Consider the following 20,459-nt stretch of genomic DNA (forward strand, 5'->3'; position numbering starts at 1 on the left):
TTTAAGGAAGGTATCTTTTTAACAAATGAATCAATCCGTATTTAAAACTTTAGAATATGCCAAAATTATCACTATGCTACAAAATATGGCTACTTCTAGTATGGGAAAAGAACTTGCTGAAAAACTATTACCAAGTAGCGATATTGACGAAGTAATTGAAAATCTTTCACATACACAAGAAGCTAGTAACATTTTAATTAGCTCTGAACCACCTTTTGGCGGTATTCATGATATTCGTTCATTATTAAAGAAAACATCTTTAGGTCTAGTAATTGAAATAAATTCATTACTTGATATTTTAAATACCATGTACGCAATGCGTAATCTCAAAAAATTCTTCAAAGAATTAGAAATAGATAGCCCTCAATTCAAAGAATGGGCTAAATCTATTGAAATTTTGGGGCAACTCGAACGCGAAATAGATAATATTGTTGATGAACATGGTTCTATGCGTGATAGTGCTAGCGTTGAACTTATGCGTATTCGCCGTGAAATCAAATCTTCTCAGCGTCGCATCAAAACAAATCTTGACGGTATCTTAAAAAATCCTGATTATCAAAAATATTTTCAAGATAATATCGTTACTATCCGTGATGAACGCTATGTTATCCCTATCAAACAAGAATATCGTCAACAATTCCCAGGTGTCGTACATGACCAATCCTCTAGTGGTTCTACTTTGTTTATTGAACCTATGTCCATTGTTGACCTAAACAATGATATCAAACAATTAGTTATTGATGAAAAACGTGAAATTGAACGTATCTTAAAAGTAATTTCTGAAAAAATCGCTAGAAATGCTGATAGCTTACTTCATAACTGTGAAATCATGGCCCAATTGGATTTTGCTTTTGCTAAGGCAAAATTAGCTCGTAAAATGCACGCTACTATGCCAGAAATCAATGATGAAGGTATTGTCAATTTAGCTAAAGCTCGCCACCCATTACTCAATAAAGATAACGTCGTTCCTATTGATATCAGACTTGGCGAAGGATATCGCACTTTATTGATTACAGGGCCAAACACAGGCGGTAAAACAGTGAGCATGAAAACTTTAGGCTTATTAGTTTTAATGACTCAATCTGGTCTTTTTATCCCTGTTCAATCTGGTTCCAAAATTTCCATTTTCCAAAATGTCTATGCTGATATCGGTGATGAGCAAAGCATTGAACAGAGCCTCAGTACATTTTCCGCTCATATGCGCAATATCGTAAATATCTTGAATAATATTGAACATGATGACTTGCTCTTATTAGATGAAGTAGGTTCTGGTACTGACCCAGAAGAAGGTGCTGCCCTTGCCATGTCAATTTTAGAAAGATTGATGGACATTGGCGCTTGCACTGTAGCTACTACTCACTATAACGAGTTAAAGACTTTTGCTTATTCTAAAGAAGGCATTGAAAATGCTTGTGTGGAATTTGACATCAAATCCCTTCGCCCTACTTATCGTTTATTGATAGGTACACCAGGGGCTAGTAATGCTTTTGCGATAAGTAAAAGATTAGGTTTATCAGATACTTTGATTTTACGTGCACAACAACTCATCAAAGCAGACCATGCTCAATTTGAAAATGTATTAAATACACTAGAAAATGAAAAATTGATGTATGAACAAAAAAATGCTGATATTGCTGAACGTCAACAACGCATTGAAAAATTAGAAAAACAACTTGCCGATATGAAGCAAGAAATGGCTAAGAAAAAAGAGCAAACACTTCGTAAAACTAAAGAACAATGTGCTAGTTTACTTCGCCGTACTCGTCGTGAATCTGAAGAAATCATCAAGGAATTGAAAGCTCAATTCAACGACCAAGGAATGAAAAAACGTCAGGAAACAATAGATGCTGCTCGTCATAAATTACGTGGTCGTTTGGATAAAGTAAGTCAACAAAATGATGATCCAAATAAACCAGGTGAAGCTGTCGATATCAAAACTATTGCTGTTGGTGATATCGTATATGTAAATAAACTTCGCCAAAAAGGAACTATCACTGATATCAGTGGTAAAGAATTAACTGTTCAATTAGGCAGTTTAAAAATGAATGTTAAAGCTAAAGATTGCTCTTTCGTTTCTCATGCTGTTAAAGTAAAAGAAACTGCACCATCTAAAAAAGCTGGTGGCTTCAATATGCTAGCTAAAGTCAGCCAAATTAGTACAGAAGTAGATATCAGAGGCTTAATGGTTGATGAAGCTATTGAAGTTGTTAGCAAATATCTTGATGATGCTGTAATTTCTGGTTTATCAAGAGTATTAATCATTCATGGTAAAGGTACAGGAGCTCTGCGCAAAGGTATTCAAGAATATCTCAAAAATCATCGCAATGTTTTAAGCTATACTCTTGGTGATATGGACGAAGGCGGTAGTGGGGTAACCGCTGTAAAATTAAAATAACGCAAATAATTACTATATTCTTACCAAAACTAAACATAGTATTATAAATATTTGAGGTGTATTCTATGAATAAACAGCCTTTTAACGAAAAAAAATCAACCTCTAATCATACAACTGATAAAAAAAATAAGAAAAAATCTTTTGGCTTCAAAAAATTTTTCTTAGCGCTTTTAACGCTATTTATAGTTGTATTTTTAGGTGTTGGTTGTGGATTAGTTGCTATTGGCCTTGATGGTGATAAAGATGTTTCTGATATTCACCCACCTGCTTCTTCTCAAATTCTCGATATGAATGGCAATCTAATCACTAATATTCACGCTACTGAAAATCGTACATTAGTGACTTTAGATAAAATCCCTGCTAATCTGCAAAATGCCTTTATCGCTGTCGAAGATAATCGCTTTTATGAACATAACGGTATTGACCCTAGAGGTATTTTCCGTGCGATTTATTCTAATTTAACAAGCGGTGAAGTGGCTGAAGGTGGTAGTACTATCACTCAACAATTAGCCAAAAATGCCTTTTTATCACAAGACCGTACATTCAAACGAAAAATTCAAGAATTTTTCATTGCTCTTCGCTTAGAAAGACAATATACTAAAGAAGAAATTTTAGAAATGTATCTCAACCAAATTTATTTTGGTAGAGGTGCTTATGGTGTTCAAGCTGCTGCACAGACATATTTTGGCAAAGATGTAAGTCAATTAGATTTATCAGAATGTGCAATGCTCGCTGGCATACCTCGTAGTCCAAATTATTATTCACCACTTAATAATTTAGGTGCTGCTAATGAACGTAAAGCAGAAGTTTTAGACCAAATGGTAAAATATGGCTATATTGATTCTACTACAGCAGCTAAAACAAAAGCTGAAAGTTTACGACTTGTAAATCCTAAAGAACAAGAAAATGATAATACTGCTTCATATTTTATCGATTATGTAACTCAAGAAATGATTGATAAATTCGGTGCTGATGCAGTATATAAAGAAGGCTTAAAAATTTATGTTTCCATTGACATGAACATGCAAAAAGCTGCTGAACAATCTGTAAATAGTTTATTACCAACTTATTACAATGATGCTAATGGTCTTACTCAACCACAAGGAGCACTCGTAGCAATTGACCCTAAAACAGGATATATCAAAGCTATGGTTGGTGGTCGTGGTACTGACCAATTCAATCGTGCTGTACTTGCTGTACGTCAACCTGGTTCGGCATTTAAACCATTTACTTTTGCTACTGCTTTAGAAAATAAAATGACACCAGATACTACTATTGAGGATAAACCTTTCAAATTAGGTGATTGGCAACCTCAAAACTATGACCGTACATTTAGAGGTACAGTCTCCATGCGTCAAACAGCTATTAATTCTTTAAATATACCTACTATTCGTTTAGCAGAAAAATTATCTATCGATAAAGTTTTATTAACAGCTCAAAATTTAGGTATATCCACATTAGAATTAAATTCTAAAGATGCAAATGATAAAAACTTAGCTGCTTCCATCGGTGGTCTCACAAATGGGGTAACAGTTCTTGATATGGCTGGTGCTTATAGTGCTTTTGCAAATCATGGCGTTTATACAAAACCAACTGCTATAGTTAAAGTCGTTGACCGCAAAGGCAAAACTATTTATGAACATACACCAGAAACTAAACAAGTTTTATCTGAACGCACAGCTACTTTATTAACAGATATGCTTGAAGATGTTATCACTAAAGGCACAGGTAAAGCTGCTAATATCAACAGACCTGCTGCTGGTAAAACAGGAACTACCGATAATTATCAAGATGCTTGGTTTGCAGGTTATACACCTGATTTAGTAACAGTAGTATGGATGGGCTGTGATGATAATGATGTTATGCCTGGTATTACTGGTGGTACTACACCTGCGAAAATTTGGCAAAACTTCATGAAAACAGCACTTGCATCTATACCAGCTAAAAACTTTGATGGTTCAGATACTTCCATTGATAATCCAGTTCAAAATGTAGAAAGCAATGCTAAAACTACAGCTAAAGATGTTTCTCATGAAAAAGAAAAACCATCAAAAGAAGCACCTGATAAACAAAAACCTGTTCATAATGAACAATCAAACCCAAATGATGCTCAACAGCCAATTGATGAAAATGAACCAATTGAAGAAAATATCGAGCAACCATCTCTTCCAGCTCCAAGGCAAAATTTACCTGAACCAAGTATTCAACAAGGCAAAGGGTTAAATTAATAGATAATCATACAAAATTTAGGAGGACTTTTTGTGAGCGTATTTGATACACTTAAAGAACGTGGTTACTTAGCTCAAGTAACACACGAAGAAGAATTAAAAAAAGCTTTAGAAACTGAGCAAGTTACATTTTATATGGGATTTGACCCAACAGCAGACAGCCTTCATGTTGGTCATTTCTTAGCTTTAATGGCTATGTCTCATATGCAAAAAGCAGGTCATCGCCCTATCTGCTTAGTTGGTGGCGGTACTGGTACTGTAGGTGACCCTTCTGGTCGTACAGATATGCGTAAAATGTTAACTGATGAAGATATTGAACATAATTGCAATTGCTTCAAAAAACAAATGGAACGCTTTATCGATTTCTCTGATGGTAAAGCTTTAATGATCAACAATGGTGATTGGCTTCGCAAATTAAATTATATTGAATTACTTCGCGATGTTGGTCCACATTTCTCTGTTAATCGCATGCTTACTGCTGAATGTTATAAACAACGTTTAGAACGTGGCTTAACATTCCTTGAATTCAACTACATGATCATGCAGGCTTATGACTTCATGGAATTAAATCGCCGTTATGGTTGCGTACTTGAATTAGGTGGCGATGACCAATGGTCTAACATCATTGCTGGTGTTGAACTCATTCGTCGTAAAGAAGCAAAACCTTCTTATGGTATGACATTCAACCTTCTCACTAACAGTGAAGGTAAAAAAATGGGTAAAACAGCAAAAGGCGCACTTTGGCTCGACCCTGAAAAAACTTCTCCATACGACTTCTATCAATACTGGAGAAATGTTGCTGATAGCGACGTAGAAAAATGTCTTGCTCTTCTCACATTCTTACCAATGGACGAAGTTCGTCGCCTCGGTAGCTATAAAGACCAAAAAATCAACGAAGCAAAACAAGTTCTCGCTTATGAAGTTACAAAACTCGTTCATGGCGAAGAAGAAGCTAAAAAAGCTCAAGAAGCTGCTCAAGCACTTTTCAGTGGTAAAGGTAATATGGACAATGCTCCAACTATTACTATCACAGAAGCAGACTTTGGCAAAAAATTACTTGATATCTTAGTAGATAACAAAGTATTTGAATCTAAAGGTGCAGGTCGTCGTTTAATCGCTCAAAACGGTGTATCTATTGGCGATGACAAATGGACTGACGTAGAAAAAGTATTAACAGCAGAAGACCTTGCAAATGGCGACATGATCGTTCGCAAAGGTAAAAAGAAATTCTATCGTTTAATCAAAGCATAAAAATCATAAAATTATAAACAAAAAGCTAGAATATATTCCATAATAATATTGATATATTCTAGCTTTTTATCTTTATTAGTAGACTATAATTACTATATTTAATTTATTTCTCAATCAATAAAGAAATGAACCTTTTAAATGATTTGCAAATACTCGTTTTTTTATGGTATACTCTAAAAAGATATTTTCTTACAAAGTTTTATCTAAATCTTAAAATTTTCTTTACTTATCTAGTACATATTAGATAATTTATAGTTTAATTTATTAAGGAGTGCGTTTAAAAGATGTCAGGACATTCTAAATGGGCCAATATTAAACGAAAAAAAGGTGCAAATGATGCCATTCGTGCAAAAATGACTACAAAAATTGGTCGTGAAATCACTATTGCTGTTCGTATGGGTGGTGCTGACCCTACTGGTAATATGCGTCTTAAATTAGCTTTAAGCAAAGCTAAATCTAACAATATTCCTAAAGATAATATCAATCGTGCTATTCAAAAAGGCTTAGGTGCTTCTGATGGTAGCAATTACGAAGAATTAATTTATGAAGGTTACGGTCCAGCAGGTTCTGCTGTTATGCTCGAAGTTATGACAGATAACCGCAATCGTACAGCTGCTGATATTCGTCATTTATTCTCCAAATACGGCGGAAACCTCGGCGAAACTGGTTGCGTAGGCTGGATGTTCCACAAAAAAGCAATCTTTGTTGTAGACAAAGAAGCTTTCGATGATGAAGAAAGCCTCATGATGATTGCTCTTGATGCTGGTGCTGAAGACTTCAAAGCAGAAGATGATTCTTTTGAAATCACTGCTGCTCCTGAAGATTTCGATGCAATCTCTCAAGCATTAGAAGAAAACAACATTGAAACAGTTGAATCCGAAATCACTATGATTCCTGATACTACTGTTAAAGTTGAAGGCAAAGACGCTGAAAAAATGCAGACTCTTATCGATATGCTTGAAGAACATGATGATGTTCAAAACGTTTATTCCAACTACGAAATGGACGAAGAATAAAATAATCTTTAGACGCAGTGATAACTGCGTCTATTTTTATCTAAAGATATATAATCGAGGTATTTATCATGGAATTTTTACAAGCCTTAAAAAATCGTCGCAGTATCTATAATTTAGGAACTAATGTTAATTTATCTAATGAAGAAATAACTTCTATCATCTCCGATTGCCTAAAATATAGCCCATCTGCTTTTAACTATCCTACAACAAATGTTATCATCGCCTTTGGTGAAAAACATCAACAGATTTGGCAAATCACTACAGATATTTTAAAAGGAAAATTAGCTAAAAAAGAAGAGACTTTCGCTGTAGCTCAAAATAAAATCAATAAATTCAAAGCTGGTGTTGGCACTATCTTATTTTTTGAAGACACTGAAATCATCAATGAATTAAAAGAAACTTATGCTATGTATGCTGAAAATTTCTCCACATGGTCAAATCAAGCAAATGGTATGCTCCAAAATAATATCTGGACAGCATTAAGCCAAGCAAATATCGGAGCTAATCTTCAACATTATAATCCTTTAATTGATGATAAAATCAAAGAATTATTCTCTATTCCTGATACATGGAAATTAACAGCTCAAATGCCATTTGGTAGCATTGAAGCTCAGCCAAATGAAAAATATATTGAAGATATTTCCACTCGCTTAAAAATTTATTAAAATCAATATAAAATTATAGTCATGTTTGAATAATATATTTAAACATGACTTTTGTTATTTTTAAAAACTAGTTAATCATGATATAATGTGAACTGCACATTTTTGCTAAATTTGATATACTAAAAGGAGGATTTTATGCTTGCTTTAGGTATTGACCCTGGGACTGCTATCTGTGGCTATGGTCTTGTAGATATGCAAGGAAGCCGTCTAAAAGCCATTGAATATGGAGCTATTTTGACGAGTCCACAGATGCGACCACAAGATAGATTATTAAAAATTCATCGTGAACTTACAGATATTATTCAAAAATATAAACCTGATGTAATGGGCGTAGAACAATTATTTTTCAATCGCAATGTAACTACTGCCATTCCTGTCGGTCAAGCTCGTGGTATCGTCTTATTGACCGCAGCTGAAAATCAAATTGAATTAGTCGAACGCACACCGCTACAAATCAAGCAATCCGTAGTGGGCTTTGGCAGAGCGAGCAAAGAACAAGTCATCTATATGGTAACAAAATTACTCCATCTTCCTGAACCACCAAAACCTGATGATGTTGCCGATGCTCTAGCTGTAGCTATCTGTACTACTCATTGTATGAATAGCCTCACATGGCGAAATAAATTATAATTAAATTAATAATGATTAATAAATAAATTAACAAGGAAAGATTTTATGATAGGATATTTACAGGGAAAAGTCACTTTTATTGCCAGTGATTTTTGCTTTATTGATGTTCATGGTGTCGGCTATCGCGTATTTATCAGCACTAGCACACGTGCAAAATTAAAAATGAATGAAGAAATCAAACTCTTTACTTATTTAAGCGTGCGTGAAGATGCCATGTTATTATATGGTTTCATCAATCAATTAGAATATGATGTATTTTGCAAATTGATTTCCGTATCTAAGATTGGCCCTAAAGCTGGGCTTGGTCTGCTCTCTAGTCTTTCTAGTGAAAAACTCATCTGGGCTATCCAAAATAAACAAGTCAGCCTACTCACCAATGCCCCTGGAATTGGCAAGAAAACAGCTGAACGCATTGTTTTAGAATTAAAAGATAAATTAACTGAACTCAACTTAAGTATTTCTGATGAAGTCTTAGACCAACCAATCTTGATTGATACACCTAGCGAAGATGAAAAAATAGATATGTATGAAGAAGCAACACAAGCCCTTCTTTCTCTTGGCTATACAAAACCAGAAATCAATTCTGTACTCAAAAAAGCTGGCAATATGACCAATACAGAAGATATTATTAAATTCGCACTCAAAGAATTATCCTTAAGTTAAAACAAAATATAACATAATAGATTAAATAAAGGAGCTTTTATTATGAAATTTTCTCCGCAAAATGAACGTCAATTTGCCGTAGTCGGTCTTGGTAGATTTGGTAGAAATATCGCTAAATCTCTTCATGAAATGGGCTATGATGTTCTTGCTATTGATAAAGATATGGAAAAAGTCCAAGACTTTAGCCATGAAGTAACTCATGTAGTTCAAGCAGATACTACAGATGAAGAAGCACTTCGCTCTTTAGGCATTTTAAATTTCGATGTTGTAATCGTGGCTATCGGTGATGATACTGAAGCTAATATCATGACTACACTTCAATTAAAAGAAATCGGTGTTCCTTATATCGTTGCTATCGCTAAAAGTCCATTGCAAATCAAAGTATTAGAAAAAATCGGAGCTAACCGCATTGTTGCTCCAGAGCGAGATATGGCTCGTCGTGTTGCTTATAACCTTGCTTCTACAAATATCATGGATTATATTGAATTATCACCAAAATTCAGTATTGTGGAAATCGCTGTGCCAAAAGCTATCCGCAATAAAACACTCAGCGAATCAAATATCCGTGCTAAATATGGCTTAAACGTTGTTGCTATCAAACGTCATGATAATTTAATCATTTCTCCACTTCCTACAGAAGTATTACTTGAAAATGATATCGCTATCGTTGTTGGTAGCAATGAAAGTATCAATGGCTTGGAGGCTCTAGAAAAATAATGGAGCTAATCACAAGTCTAACTAATGCCAAAGTCAAAATGGCTTTAAGCCTCCAACAAAAAAAATATCGCGACAAATACCAATTATTTATATTAGAAGGTATTCGCAATGCTGAAATGGTTATTGCCAAAAATATTTCCGTGCAAATGTGTTTTTTCACACAAAAAGCCTTTACAAATGAACGCGGAAAATCCATTTTAGAACAATTAAATTGTCCTTGTTTTGAAGTTCCTGAACATATTTATCAAAAGATCAGTGATACTCAATCTCCACAGGGATTAATGTTGATTTTACCTATACAAAATCACAATTTAGATGATTTAGCTACAATAAATAAATCAGGACTTTATCTGATTTTAGATAGATTACAAGACCCTGGAAATATCGGCACCATCATTCGCACAGCTGATGCCATGGGTGTAAAAGCCATCATCTGCCTAAATGGAACAGCCGATATTTATTCCCCAAAAGTAGTACGTTCTGCAATGGGTTCTTTATTCAATCTCCCTATAATCACTAAAATTTCTGAACAAGATTTATTATCTTTTTGTCAAAATCATAATTTAACACTTTATGCTACAGCTTTAGATAATAGTGCCAAAGCTTCATGGGATATTTCCTATCCTCAAGATTGTGCTATTATTTTAGGCAATGAAGCCAATGGTGTTTCTGATAATTTATTAGACAAATGTAATGCTAAAATATACATTCCGATGAAAGGCGATGCTGAATCATTGAACGTGGCAAATGCTGGTTCGATGATTATGTACGAATATTGTCGCCAAAATATTTGACCACAGTAAAAATCAATGCTATAATCTAATAGCTAAAGACATGAGTATGAAAGATAATCGCGTATACTTTTTGTATATGAGGAAAGTCCGGGCTCCACAGGGCAATGTGCTGGATAACGTCCAGCGAGGGTGACCTCAGGGAAAGTGCTATAGAAACTTAAACCGCCTGTGTATACAGGTAAGGGTGGAAAGGTGCGGTAAGAGCGCACCAGCATGCAGGTGACTGTATGGCTAGGTAAACCCCACATGGAGCAAGACCGAATAGGGAAGGGATGAAGTGGCCCGCTGAGCCTTCCGGGTTGTGTCGCTAGAGCTTATAGGTAACTATAAGTCCAGATAAATGATTATCACCACGCAAGTGGAACAAAACTCGGCTTATTGATTACTCATATCTTTAGTGAAAACTGCCTTACTGGCAGTTTTTTTATTTTAACTATTTGATTTTTAAGCTAAATATATTAAAATATATTTAGAAATAAATATTTACATTAATAAAATTTATTTTAATCTAGGATAAAGAAGGAGTTTCTTGTGGATATTAATCAAATGCAAACTATTTTACAATCAAATTTGAAACCTAATCGTTATGCTCATTGTCTTGGGGTAATGGATACTGCCATCATCTTGGCAAAACGATTTGGCGTAGATGAAGAACAAGCTGCTATTGCTGGCTTATTGCACGATTGTGCACGTGAGTTTGCAACCGAAGATTTAATTGCTGAATGTGAAAAACGTCATCTCTATATTACAGATATTGACCGTCAATTACCTATTTTAATGCATGCCCCACTTGGTACTGCTATTGCTAAAGAAAAATATGATGTTCATGATACTGCTATTTTAAAAGCTATCGCTTCTCATACTGTTGGCGGAGCTAATATGTCTAAACTCGACAAAATAGTTTATCTTGCCGATATGATAGAACCTCATCGTAAATTTGAAGGCTTAGATAAACTTCGCAAACAAGCCATAACACAAGACCTTGATACTGTTATGATAAGTGCTTTTAACCAATCCATATTATTTATTATGCGTAAAGGACATACTATTCATCCATATACAGTAGCTGCGCGTAATGAAATTCTCCTCCAACGAGAATTATAATATGCCCCCAAAAAAGATTAAAACTTCAACAAAAACTACGAATAGAAAAACGAAAAAGCCACTTATTAAACGTATACGCCTTGGTCGTTTATTGCTTGTACTTATACTTTTATCTAGTATTGTATATGGCTCATATATTGTAATTTCTGAAATTTATTCTTGGGGTAGTTTTAAATATGCTCAATACCAAGAAGCACATCCTAGCAAACCACAAAAACCACCTATTCCACCGCAATTCACTGATAAACGTTTTGAAAATTACACTAATATTTTATTCATTGGTATAGATGATAAACCTGTTGAAGGTATTGCTGAATCTGGTCGTTATGCAGATGCTCTCATGCTTGTAAGCATGGATCATACTAATGGGGAAATACGTTTCTTATCTCTACCTAGAACAATCAAGACCTCTATAGATGGTCGCAAAGACCCAGAATATCTCAGCTTCACTTATTATTATGGTGGTGCACCTTTGACAGTTAATACTGTTTCCCAATTATTAAATATACCAATAACTCAATATGTAGCTTTAGACCGTAAAAGTATAGCTAAATTTGTAGATACTATTGGTGGAATTAATTTATATGTAGAAAATAATATGGATTATGAAGACCCTGTAAGTGGCACTTCCGTCCATCTCACTAAAGGATATCAACATTTAACTGGCGATATGTCTCAACAATATCTCATCTTCCGCAATGATGATTTAGGTGATATTGGTCGTATTCAACGTCAGCAAAAATTTGCCAAAGCTTTATTTGAAAAAATGATGTCCTTGGAAACAATTCCTACATTGCCAACAATTCTTGATATTTGGGAAAATAATATTGATACTAATATTAACATTTTAGATATTTCTAATCTGATAAATTTATTAGATACTCTTAGCACTACAGAAATAAAAATTAAAATGCTTCCAGGTAATCTCATTCCAACTGGCGATTGGGTACCAGATAATGCCCGCGTGGAACAAGAAATAAATGATATGTTCCCTCCAGTTCCAGAAGATGCCGCTGAGGAATAACCATAAATAAATTATTATAGAAAGGCAAGTGTTTATATGACCTTAACTTCTCAAAAAAAAAGCCAATTAATAGCAAAAGCTGCTAGCGATAAAAAAGCATTAGATATTATGATTATGAATATGCATGATTTAACTACTACTACTGATTATTTCATCGTATGTAGTGCTACTACAGCAACTCAAGTTCGTGCTATAGCTGACAATATTGAAGATGAAATGACTCAAGCTGGTGAAGAATTCTTGCATAAAGAAGGATATCAAAATGCTGAATGGATATTATTAGACTTTGGAAATTGCGTTGCTCATATCTTCACTGAAGAAGCTCGTCGTTTCTATGGTCTAGAAAGCTTATGGGGCGAAGCTCCTACTGTTGAATACGAAGATTAAACAACGAGGTTAAATAAATATATTGATAGAAAAACAACAAAAAAAATATCAACCAAGTACTGTAGTAACTATGAAAGTCGCACGTGTTGGTGAAATGGGCGCATTTTTAGATGCCCAAACAGGCAATACTAGTGATGATATTTTGTTGCATAAATTACAACAAACCTCTCCTGTAAAGCCTGGCGATAAAGTATCTGTGTTTTTATATAAAGACCCACATGGACGACTTACTGCCAGTATGAGAACTCCTAGAATGCGTGAAGGACAGATTGCTCGTTTAAAAGTAATCAATACTAGCCGTGATGGTGCATTTTTAGATGTCGGTGCTGAACGTGGTATCTTTATGCCATATGCTGGTATGCGAGGAAAATTACAAGTAGGCGAAGTCGTTTGGGCAAAATTATACACAGATAAATCTGGTCGATTAGCTATGACTATGAAAGTTGAAGATGAAATTCGTCGTGCTTCTCGCCCTGCTGACAATGTAAAAGTCGGCGATATGGTTTCTGGCTCTGTTTATAATTTTACAGAACAAGGTGCTTTTATCTTCACAGACGAACGTTTTATCGCTTTTTTAGATAAGCGTGAAATGACTACTAAACCACGTGTTGGACAGACTTTAACTACACGTATTACTTTTATTCGTGATGATGGCCGTATCAATGTTTCTATGCGACCAATCAAAGAAAAAGCTATTAATCTTGATGCTCAAATGCTTTATGATACACTTATGGCTCGAGGTGGCAAAATGCCTTATTGTGATGAAACCGCTTCTGAAGTTATTCGTGAACGCTTTGGTATCAGTAAATCTGCCTTTAAACGTGCATTAGGACATTTAATGAAGGAAGGCAAAGTAGAACAAAAAGATGGTTGGACTTGTTTAATATCACAAGAATAACCTACAAGCTATCTGACATATTTTGCCGGATAGCTTTTTTTGAGCAAGGAAAGGAGAGCATTTTGTGCTTACAATCAAAGAATTTCGCAAAGTATCCTCTATAGAAGAAGCTTATGAATTAAATCAAAAAAAGACTAATCGCATCATTGGCGGTATGTTATGGTTGAAAATGCAAACTGGTAATGTAAATATCGCTATCGATTTATCTGGTTTAAATTTAGATACTATCGAAGAAACTGATACAGAATTTAAAATCGGTGCTATGACAACATTACGCGATTTAGAACTTCATGCTGGTTTAAATCAATATACTAATAACAGCATGAAAGAAGCTATGCGTCATATTGTCGGTGTACAATTTAGAAATCTTGCTACTGTTGGTGGTAGTATATATGGTCGTTATGGATTTTCTGATGTATTGACTGTATTTATGGCTCTTGATGCTTATGTAGAACTTCATCATGCAGGTATCATTCCTATCAGTGAATTTGCTAAAATGCCTTATGATAATGATGTTTTAGTCAATATCATTGTGAAAAAAACTGCTTTAAATTGTGCATATTTATCACATAGACAGACAAAAACAGATTTTCCTGTATTGGCTGTTGCTGTATCTAAACTTCATGACAAATGGCAAGCTGTAATAGGTGCTACTCCTCATCGTGCAGTAATCATTGCTGATGAAGAAAATATCTTAGGTGAAAAAGTATCACCTGAAACTATTGAAGCATTTGCAAATTATGTAAAAGATAATGTAAAAACAGACTCTAATATTCGTGGTTCTGCACAATATCGCAAACATTTAGCATATGTTTTAGTCAAACGTGCTTTAGTATCTATAGGAGGAAATGCTTAATGATTTTAAATGTATGGCTCAATGGGAAAAAAATCAGTGAAGAAATTTCAGCTGATACATTATTGATAGATTTTGTCCGCAAACATGGCTGTAGTAGCGTAAAACGTGGTTGCGACACTTCAAACTGTGGGCTTTGTACTTTATTTGTTGAAGATAAACCTGTATTATCTTGCTCTATGCTCGCTGCTCGTGTTGATGGCAAGCATATAACTACACTTGAAGGACTCCAAGAAGAAGCTCGTGAATTTGGTGCTTTCATTGCCAATCAAGGTGCAGAACAATGCGGTTTTTGCAATCCAGGTTTCATCATGAATGCCATTGCTTTATTTAGAGAAAATCCTAATCCTTCCGATGAAGAAATTCTTGAATATTTAGCTGGTAATCTCTGCCGTTGTTCTGGTTATGAAGGTCAACTTCGTGGTATTCGTGCCTTTTTAGATTATAAAAATGGTAAAACGGAGGAACAAGCATGACTAATTTAGATAATTTAAAATATGTCAATCAACCTATCATGAAATCTGATGCTATGTCACTTGTTACAGGTAAACCTGTATATCTTGATGACGTTGCACCAAAAGATTGCTTGATTGTAAAAGTTTTACGCAGTCCTCATGCCAATGCTATCATTGAAAATATCAATACAACTATAGCTAGTAAAGTTCCTGGTATCGAAGCTATTTTCACTTATCAAGATGTATCTCAAAAACGCTTCACTATGGCAGGTCAGACTTATCCTGAACCTAGCCCTTATGACCGTTTGATTTTAGATAAACATGTTCGCTATGTTGGTGACCCTGTAGCTATCGTTGCTGGGGAAAATGAACAAGCTGTAGATAGAGCTTTAAAATTAATCAAAGTTCAATATCAAGTTTTAGAACCATTATTAGATTTCCGTAAATCTAAAGATAATAAAATTCTCGTTCATCCTGAAGATACATGGCGTTCTCTTGCTCCTGTCGGTGCAGATAATAAACGCAATCTCTGTGCTTGTGGCTCTGAAGGTGAAGGCGATGTTGATGAAGTATTAAAAAATTGCGATGTTGTAGTTGAAGGAACTTATCATACAAAAGCTTGTCAGCAAGCTATGATGGAACCATTCTGCACATACTGCTACATGGATACTTATAATCGCTTAAATATCATAAGTTCCACACAGATTGTATTCCATGTTCGCCGTATCGTAGCTCACGCTCTTGATATTTCTCAATCAAAAATTCGTGTAACAAAACCTCGTATTGGTGGCGGTTTTGGTGCAAAACAAACTGTAGTAGCTGAAGTTTTCCCTGCTTTTGTAACTTATAAAACAGGAAAACCTTCTAAAATGATTTTCACTCGTACAGAATGTCAAATAGCTTCTACACCTCGTCATGAAATGGAAGTTTCCGTGCGAATTGGTGCTACAAAAGAAGGTAAAATCCAAGCTATAGATGTATATACACTTTCTAATACAGGTGCTTATGGAGAACATGGTCCAACGACTGTTGGCTTATCTGGTCATAAATCCATTCCACTTTATCGTGGTTTAAAAGCATTTAAATTTGCTTATGATGTAGTATATACAAATGTAATGAGTGCTGGTGCTTATCGTGGCTACGGTGCAACTCAAGGTATTTTCGCTGTAGAAAGTGCTGTTAATGAACTTGCTAGCAAATTAAATATTGACCCTGTAAAACTTCGTGAAATGAACCTTGTCAAAGAAGGCGACGTTATGCCAGCTTATTATGGTGAAACTGCTACAAGTTGTACACTTGACCGCTGTGTAGCTCGCTGTAAAGAAATGATTGGCTGGGACGAAAAATATCCTGCTCGCGATATGGGCAATGGCAAAATCCGCAGTGTTGGTATGGCTATGGCAATGCAAGGCTCTGGTATCACATGCGTTGATGTGGGTTCTGCTACATTAAAATTAAATGATGAAGGAATTTACACTTTATCCATCAGTTCTGCTGATATGGGTACAGGCTGTGATACTATCTTAGCTCAAATAGCAGCGGAAGTATTGATGTGTCCATTAGAAAATATCTCTGTAATCGCAGCTGATACAGATGCAACACCTTATGATTCTGGTTCTTATGCATCTAGTACAACTTATGTAACTGGTAAAGCTGTAGAAAAAACTGCTCTTGGCTTAATCTCTAAAATCAAAGCATTTGGTGCTAATATGCTCAAATGTTCTATTGATGATGTTGATTTTGATGGTAAATCTGTAATCAATATGCATACAAATGAAAGCGTTTCTTTAAATGATATAGCTGTAAGTTCTATGTGCGGTGCAACTCAATCACTTCAACATACTGAATCAAATTCTATGCCATCATCTCCACCACCATTTATGGCTGGCATGGTAGAAATAGAACTTGATAAAGAAACAGGTCATGTAGAAATTCTTGATTATTGCGCTGTAGTTGACTGTGGTACTCCAATCAATCCAAATCTTGCACGTGTACAAACAGAAGGTGGTATCGTTCAAGGTATCGGCATGGCATTATATGAAGATGTAACTTATAACAAAAAAGGTGTTCTCGCTGAAAATTCCTTTATGCAATATAAAGTGCCATCTCGTCTTGATATGGGTAAACTTCGCGTGGAATTTGCTAACAGCTATGAACAATCTGGTCCATTTGGTGCAAAATCCATCGGTGAAATCGTTATCAATACACCTTCACCAGCATTAGCTCATGCGATTTACAATGCTACTGGCGTTTGGTTTAAAGAACTTCCTATCACTAGCGAAAAAATTGCTATGGCTTTATTAAATAAACAAAAATAAGTCATATATATAAATTTTTTGAGATTTAAATAGGTTAGATTATATCTAGCCTATTTTTTCTTATATATCCATTAGAAAAATCTTGCAACAATCGCAAAAAATAGGTAAAATATAGTTTATATATTTATAGACGGAAAATTTTTAGGAGGAAAAGTCGCATGCGATTACTCGAAGAGAGAATACAAACAGATGGTATCGTTAGAGAAGGAAATGTTTTAAAAGTTGATAGCTTTTTAAATCACCAAATGGATATCAAATTATTCCGTGAAATAGGTAAAGAATTTAAACGATTATTCGCTAATGAAGAAATTACAAAAATACTCACTATTGAAGCTTCTGGTATAGGTATTGCTTGCATTGTTGCTGAATTTTTTGATGTACCTGTAGTTTTCGCTAAAAAAAGTAAATCTAAAAATATTGCAGGTGCCGTATATACAAGTAAGGTAGAATCTTTCACTCATAATAAAGTTTATGATGTAATTGTTTCTAAAAAATTCTTAACTAAAGAAGATAAAGTATTATTAATTGATGACTTTTTAGCTAATGGAAATGCTTTAAAAGGTCTTATCGAAATCGTAAAATCCGCTGGTGCTGAACTTATTGGTGCTGGTATCGTCATTGAAAAAGGTTTCCAAAAAGGTGGCGCTGATTTACGCGCTCAAGGTGTTCATTTGGAATCTCTTGCTATTGTTGATTCTATGGACGATGTTACAGGTAAAATTAATTTTAGAGAACAATAATATATGTATTTATTATTAAAATAAAAGCATTTAATAATTAGATTTTTGCTCTAACTATTGAATGCTTTTATTTTATTATTAACGAAAATACTTTAAATCCCTTTATAGAGAAATTTTAGGCTAAAAATAAAAAACTTGCTTAAGTCAAAATGTCAAATTATAATATAATTAGTGATAAAAATTTTTAAAATAAAGGTGATTAATATGAGCAATATAGCTGACTTAATTGAAGATTATATCCTACGTCGTCTGGCGGCTGAGCATAATCGCAAAGTAGAATTAAAACGCTCAGATATTGCCGATGAAATATCTTGTGCTCCCTCACAGATAAGTTATGTACTAAGCACACGTTTTACTCAAGACAAAGGTTTCGTTGTCGAATCTCGTCGTGGTCTTGGTGGCTTTATTCGCATTGGTAGAGTTCCACTACAAGATTTAATTTACCAAGATATATTAGCTAAAATAGATGAAGATATCACTTTAGATGAAGTAAATAATATTATTCATTATTTATTTAAACGAGAATTAATCCAAAAACGTGAAGCAGCATTGCTTTTGCAAACGCTTTCCACTGTATTTGATAAATTAGACGCCAAAGAACGCGTATCTTTTATCAAATCATTAATTATGACTTTGGCTAATTTTAGCTAGATTATTTATAAATAATTTACAAAGGAGGCATTTTTTATGTTATGTGATGAATGCCATAAACATGAAGCTAGTATTTATGTGACTGAAATTACCAGTCAAGGACAAATAGAACATCATCTTTGTGAATTTTGTGCTACAAAATTAGGCCTATTAGCTGAAAAACAAAATGTATTCTCTATAAATGATTTTTTATCTGGAATTTTCAATCATGAACCTAAAACCACTAAACATAGTGATACAAATAATTTAAAAAAACCTCTCATCTGCCCAAGTTGTCATATGAGTTATCAAGATTTTACTAGAACTGGCAAAATAGGTTGCAGTGATTGCTATAAAACTTTTGCCCTCGCCCTAGAACCTTTACTTCGTCGAATTCATGGCTCTAGTACCCATATCGGCAAAATTCCTAATCGCGCTGGTGGCACATTGAGTTTAAAACAAGAAATTTTAAATTTACGCAAACAGATAACTAAATATGTAGAAGCTGAAGAATATGAACAAGCTGCTGTTTTGCGCGACCGCATTAAAGTTTTAGAAAATCAATTACATGCTAAACAAAATTTAGATAAAGGAGTTGACCAAAATGCCTAAATTTACCACTCCTCAATTATCTTGGCTTACTACTTTAGGTAAAGAAGCAGATATTGTTTTAGCTAGCAGAGTTCGCCTCGCTCGTAATTTAAAAAATTTACCATTTCCTAATCGCGCTAATATCAATGATTTAGCTCAAATCAAAGAATTAATCATTCGCTTAATTCCAGCCATAGAAAGTGCTACAGGTCTAAAATTTGACTATTTGGAAATCGATAAATTAACTCATCTTGAACAACAAGTTTTAGTAGAAAAACATCTCATCAGTAAAAAATTATTGACCAACCCAGAAAACAGATTATTGATTTTGAGCAATGATGCTTCTGTAGCTATCATGGTAAATGAAGATGACCATTTACGCATTCAATGTATGGCTTCAGGCTTAGATTTAAATACACCTTTAGCCAAAACTTTTGCTATTGATGATGCCATTGAAGCTTATTTAAATATTGCCTTTGATGAAAAAATGGGGTATTTAACAGCTTGCCCTACTAACTTAGGCACAGGTCTTCGTGCTTCTGTCTTACTGCATTTACCTGCACTTGTGATGACTCAACAATTATCAAAAATTGTCAACATTTCACCACAATTAGGCTTGGCTATTCGCAATTTCTTTGGCGAAGATAATGCAGGTAATATTTTCCAAATAGATAATCAATTAACTCTAGGCTTTAAAGAACAAGAATTAATCGATAATCTCAATAGTACCGTAACTGAAATTATCTCCCATGAACGCGAAGCAAGAAAAGCTCTTTTAAATTATTCTCCTGATAAACTCGCTAATCGTGTATGGCGCTCTTTCGGTATTTTAAAATACGCTCGTTTTATCTCCGAAAATGAAATGCTTGATTTAGTAAGTAAAGTGCGCTTAGGCGTTGACCTTGATATCATTGATGAAACAAAACCTGAGCTTTTAAATATCTTATTGATTGCCAGTCAAAAAAATTATATTCAAAACTTACAACAAAATGAAAATATGACACCTCAAGAAATTGATAAACAACGTGCTCATATCATCAGAAAAATATTGCAAGAATTAGCCCCAGATATATCTATGAGCTGATTTTAATTAAAGAAAG

20 protein-coding genes and 1 other RNA gene are annotated in these 20,459 nt (G+C 34.4%); all 21 read left to right on the forward strand.

The features are described 5' to 3' along the window. Nucleotides 1–25 precede the first annotated feature (25 nt). The 21 genes from GXM21_RS08575 to GXM21_RS08675 all read left to right on the forward strand — a co-directional run bounded on the left by GXM21_RS08575 (nt 26) and on the right by GXM21_RS08675 (nt 20,443). Nucleotides 26–2,395 carry an endonuclease MutS2 gene (locus GXM21_RS08575; protein WP_008537379.1) on the forward strand — a complete coding sequence of 790 codons (2,370 nt, stop codon included), beginning with the start codon at nt 26–28 and terminating at the stop codon, nt 2,393–2,395. Nucleotides 2,396–2,460: 65 nt separating this feature from the next. Then, entirely contained in the window at nt 2,461–4,623 is a 2,163-nt protein-coding gene (locus tag GXM21_RS08580) for a transglycosylase domain-containing protein (RefSeq protein WP_008537378.1), read from the forward strand. Nucleotides 4,624–4,656: 33 nt separating this feature from the next. Further along, nucleotides 4,657–5,874: a tyrosine--tRNA ligase gene (tyrS, locus tag GXM21_RS08585; protein ID WP_008537377.1), complete on the forward strand. Its 1,218-nt coding sequence runs from the start codon at nt 4,657–4,659 to the stop codon at nt 5,872–5,874. A 284-nt stretch (nt 5,875–6,158) separates the two neighbouring features. Further along, a complete protein-coding gene (locus GXM21_RS08590; protein WP_008537376.1) occupies nt 6,159–6,890 on the forward strand; it encodes a YebC/PmpR family DNA-binding transcriptional regulator in 732 nt (243 codons plus the stop codon). A gap of 68 nt (nt 6,891–6,958) precedes the next feature. Beyond that, entirely contained in the window at nt 6,959–7,555 is a 597-nt protein-coding gene (locus tag GXM21_RS08595) for a nitroreductase family protein (RefSeq protein WP_008537375.1), read from the forward strand. Nucleotides 7,556–7,690: 135 nt separating this feature from the next. After that, the gene (ruvC, locus tag GXM21_RS08600) at nt 7,691–8,185 is read left to right on the forward strand and encodes a crossover junction endodeoxyribonuclease RuvC (RefSeq protein ID WP_008537374.1); all 495 of its coding nucleotides are present in this window, start codon (nt 7,691–7,693) and stop codon (nt 8,183–8,185) included. Between the two features lie 45 nt (nt 8,186–8,230). Continuing rightward, on the forward strand, nt 8,231–8,848 hold the full coding sequence (ruvA, locus tag GXM21_RS08605) for a Holliday junction branch migration protein RuvA (protein WP_008537373.1): 618 nt from the start codon (nt 8,231–8,233) through the stop codon (nt 8,846–8,848). Nucleotides 8,849–8,890: 42 nt separating this feature from the next. Beyond that, nucleotides 8,891–9,565 carry a potassium channel family protein gene (locus tag GXM21_RS08610; protein ID WP_008537371.1) on the forward strand — a complete coding sequence of 225 codons (675 nt, stop codon included), beginning with the start codon at nt 8,891–8,893 and terminating at the stop codon, nt 9,563–9,565. Next, nucleotides 9,565–10,359 (forward strand): TrmH family RNA methyltransferase, encoded by a 795-nt coding sequence (locus GXM21_RS08615; protein WP_008537370.1) that lies wholly within the window; start codon nt 9,565–9,567, stop codon nt 10,357–10,359. The genes GXM21_RS08610 and GXM21_RS08615 overlap by 1 nt, the downstream gene beginning before the upstream one ends. A gap of 41 nt (nt 10,360–10,400) precedes the next feature. Next, nucleotides 10,401–10,752, forward strand: an RNA gene (gene rnpB / locus GXM21_RS08620) — RNase P RNA component class A. 138 nt (nt 10,753–10,890) lie between these two features. Next, nucleotides 10,891–11,463: a bis(5'-nucleosyl)-tetraphosphatase (symmetrical) YqeK gene (gene yqeK / locus GXM21_RS08625; protein ID WP_008537369.1), complete on the forward strand. Its 573-nt coding sequence runs from the start codon at nt 10,891–10,893 to the stop codon at nt 11,461–11,463. Nucleotide 11,464: 1 nt separating this feature from the next. Continuing rightward, on the forward strand, nt 11,465–12,487 hold the full coding sequence (locus GXM21_RS08630; protein ID WP_008537368.1) for an LCP family protein: 1,023 nt from the start codon (nt 11,465–11,467) through the stop codon (nt 12,485–12,487). Nucleotides 12,488–12,523: 36 nt separating this feature from the next. Continuing rightward, nucleotides 12,524–12,874 (forward strand): ribosome silencing factor, encoded by a 351-nt coding sequence (gene rsfS / locus GXM21_RS08635; RefSeq protein ID WP_008537367.1) that lies wholly within the window; start codon nt 12,524–12,526, stop codon nt 12,872–12,874. 22 nt (nt 12,875–12,896) lie between these two features. Next, nucleotides 12,897–13,772: a CvfB family protein gene (locus GXM21_RS08640; protein ID WP_008537366.1), complete on the forward strand. Its 876-nt coding sequence runs from the start codon at nt 12,897–12,899 to the stop codon at nt 13,770–13,772. Nucleotides 13,773–13,836: 64 nt separating this feature from the next. Next, nucleotides 13,837–14,628, forward strand: a complete 792-nt coding sequence (locus tag GXM21_RS08645; RefSeq protein ID WP_008537365.1) for an FAD binding domain-containing protein — start codon at nt 13,837–13,839, stop codon at nt 14,626–14,628. Continuing rightward, on the forward strand, nt 14,628–15,101 hold the full coding sequence (locus GXM21_RS08650; protein ID WP_008537364.1) for a (2Fe-2S)-binding protein: 474 nt from the start codon (nt 14,628–14,630) through the stop codon (nt 15,099–15,101). Before GXM21_RS08645 ends, GXM21_RS08650 begins: the two co-directional genes overlap by 1 nt. Next, nucleotides 15,098–17,398, forward strand: coding sequence for a xanthine dehydrogenase family protein molybdopterin-binding subunit (locus GXM21_RS08655; RefSeq protein ID WP_008537363.1), 2,301 nt, complete (start codon nt 15,098–15,100; stop codon nt 17,396–17,398). The genes GXM21_RS08650 and GXM21_RS08655 overlap by 4 nt, the downstream gene beginning before the upstream one ends. Before the next feature lie 158 nt (nt 17,399–17,556). Next, nucleotides 17,557–18,138, forward strand: a complete 582-nt coding sequence (locus GXM21_RS08660; RefSeq protein ID WP_008537362.1) for a xanthine phosphoribosyltransferase — start codon at nt 17,557–17,559, stop codon at nt 18,136–18,138. A 204-nt stretch (nt 18,139–18,342) separates the two neighbouring features. Next, nucleotides 18,343–18,789 (forward strand): CtsR family transcriptional regulator, encoded by a 447-nt coding sequence (locus GXM21_RS08665; protein WP_008537359.1) that lies wholly within the window; start codon nt 18,343–18,345, stop codon nt 18,787–18,789. 36 nt (nt 18,790–18,825) lie between these two features. Next, nucleotides 18,826–19,380: a UvrB/UvrC motif-containing protein gene (locus GXM21_RS08670; RefSeq protein WP_008537358.1), complete on the forward strand. Its 555-nt coding sequence runs from the start codon at nt 18,826–18,828 to the stop codon at nt 19,378–19,380. Next, nucleotides 19,373–20,443, forward strand: a complete 1,071-nt coding sequence (locus tag GXM21_RS08675; protein ID WP_008537357.1) for a protein arginine kinase — start codon at nt 19,373–19,375, stop codon at nt 20,441–20,443. Before GXM21_RS08670 ends, GXM21_RS08675 begins: the two co-directional genes overlap by 8 nt. Nucleotides 20,444–20,459: the final 16 nt, after the last annotated feature.

Source organism: Megamonas funiformis, assembly GCF_010669225.1.
GTDB lineage: Bacteria > Bacillota > Negativicutes > Selenomonadales > Selenomonadaceae > Megamonas > Megamonas funiformis.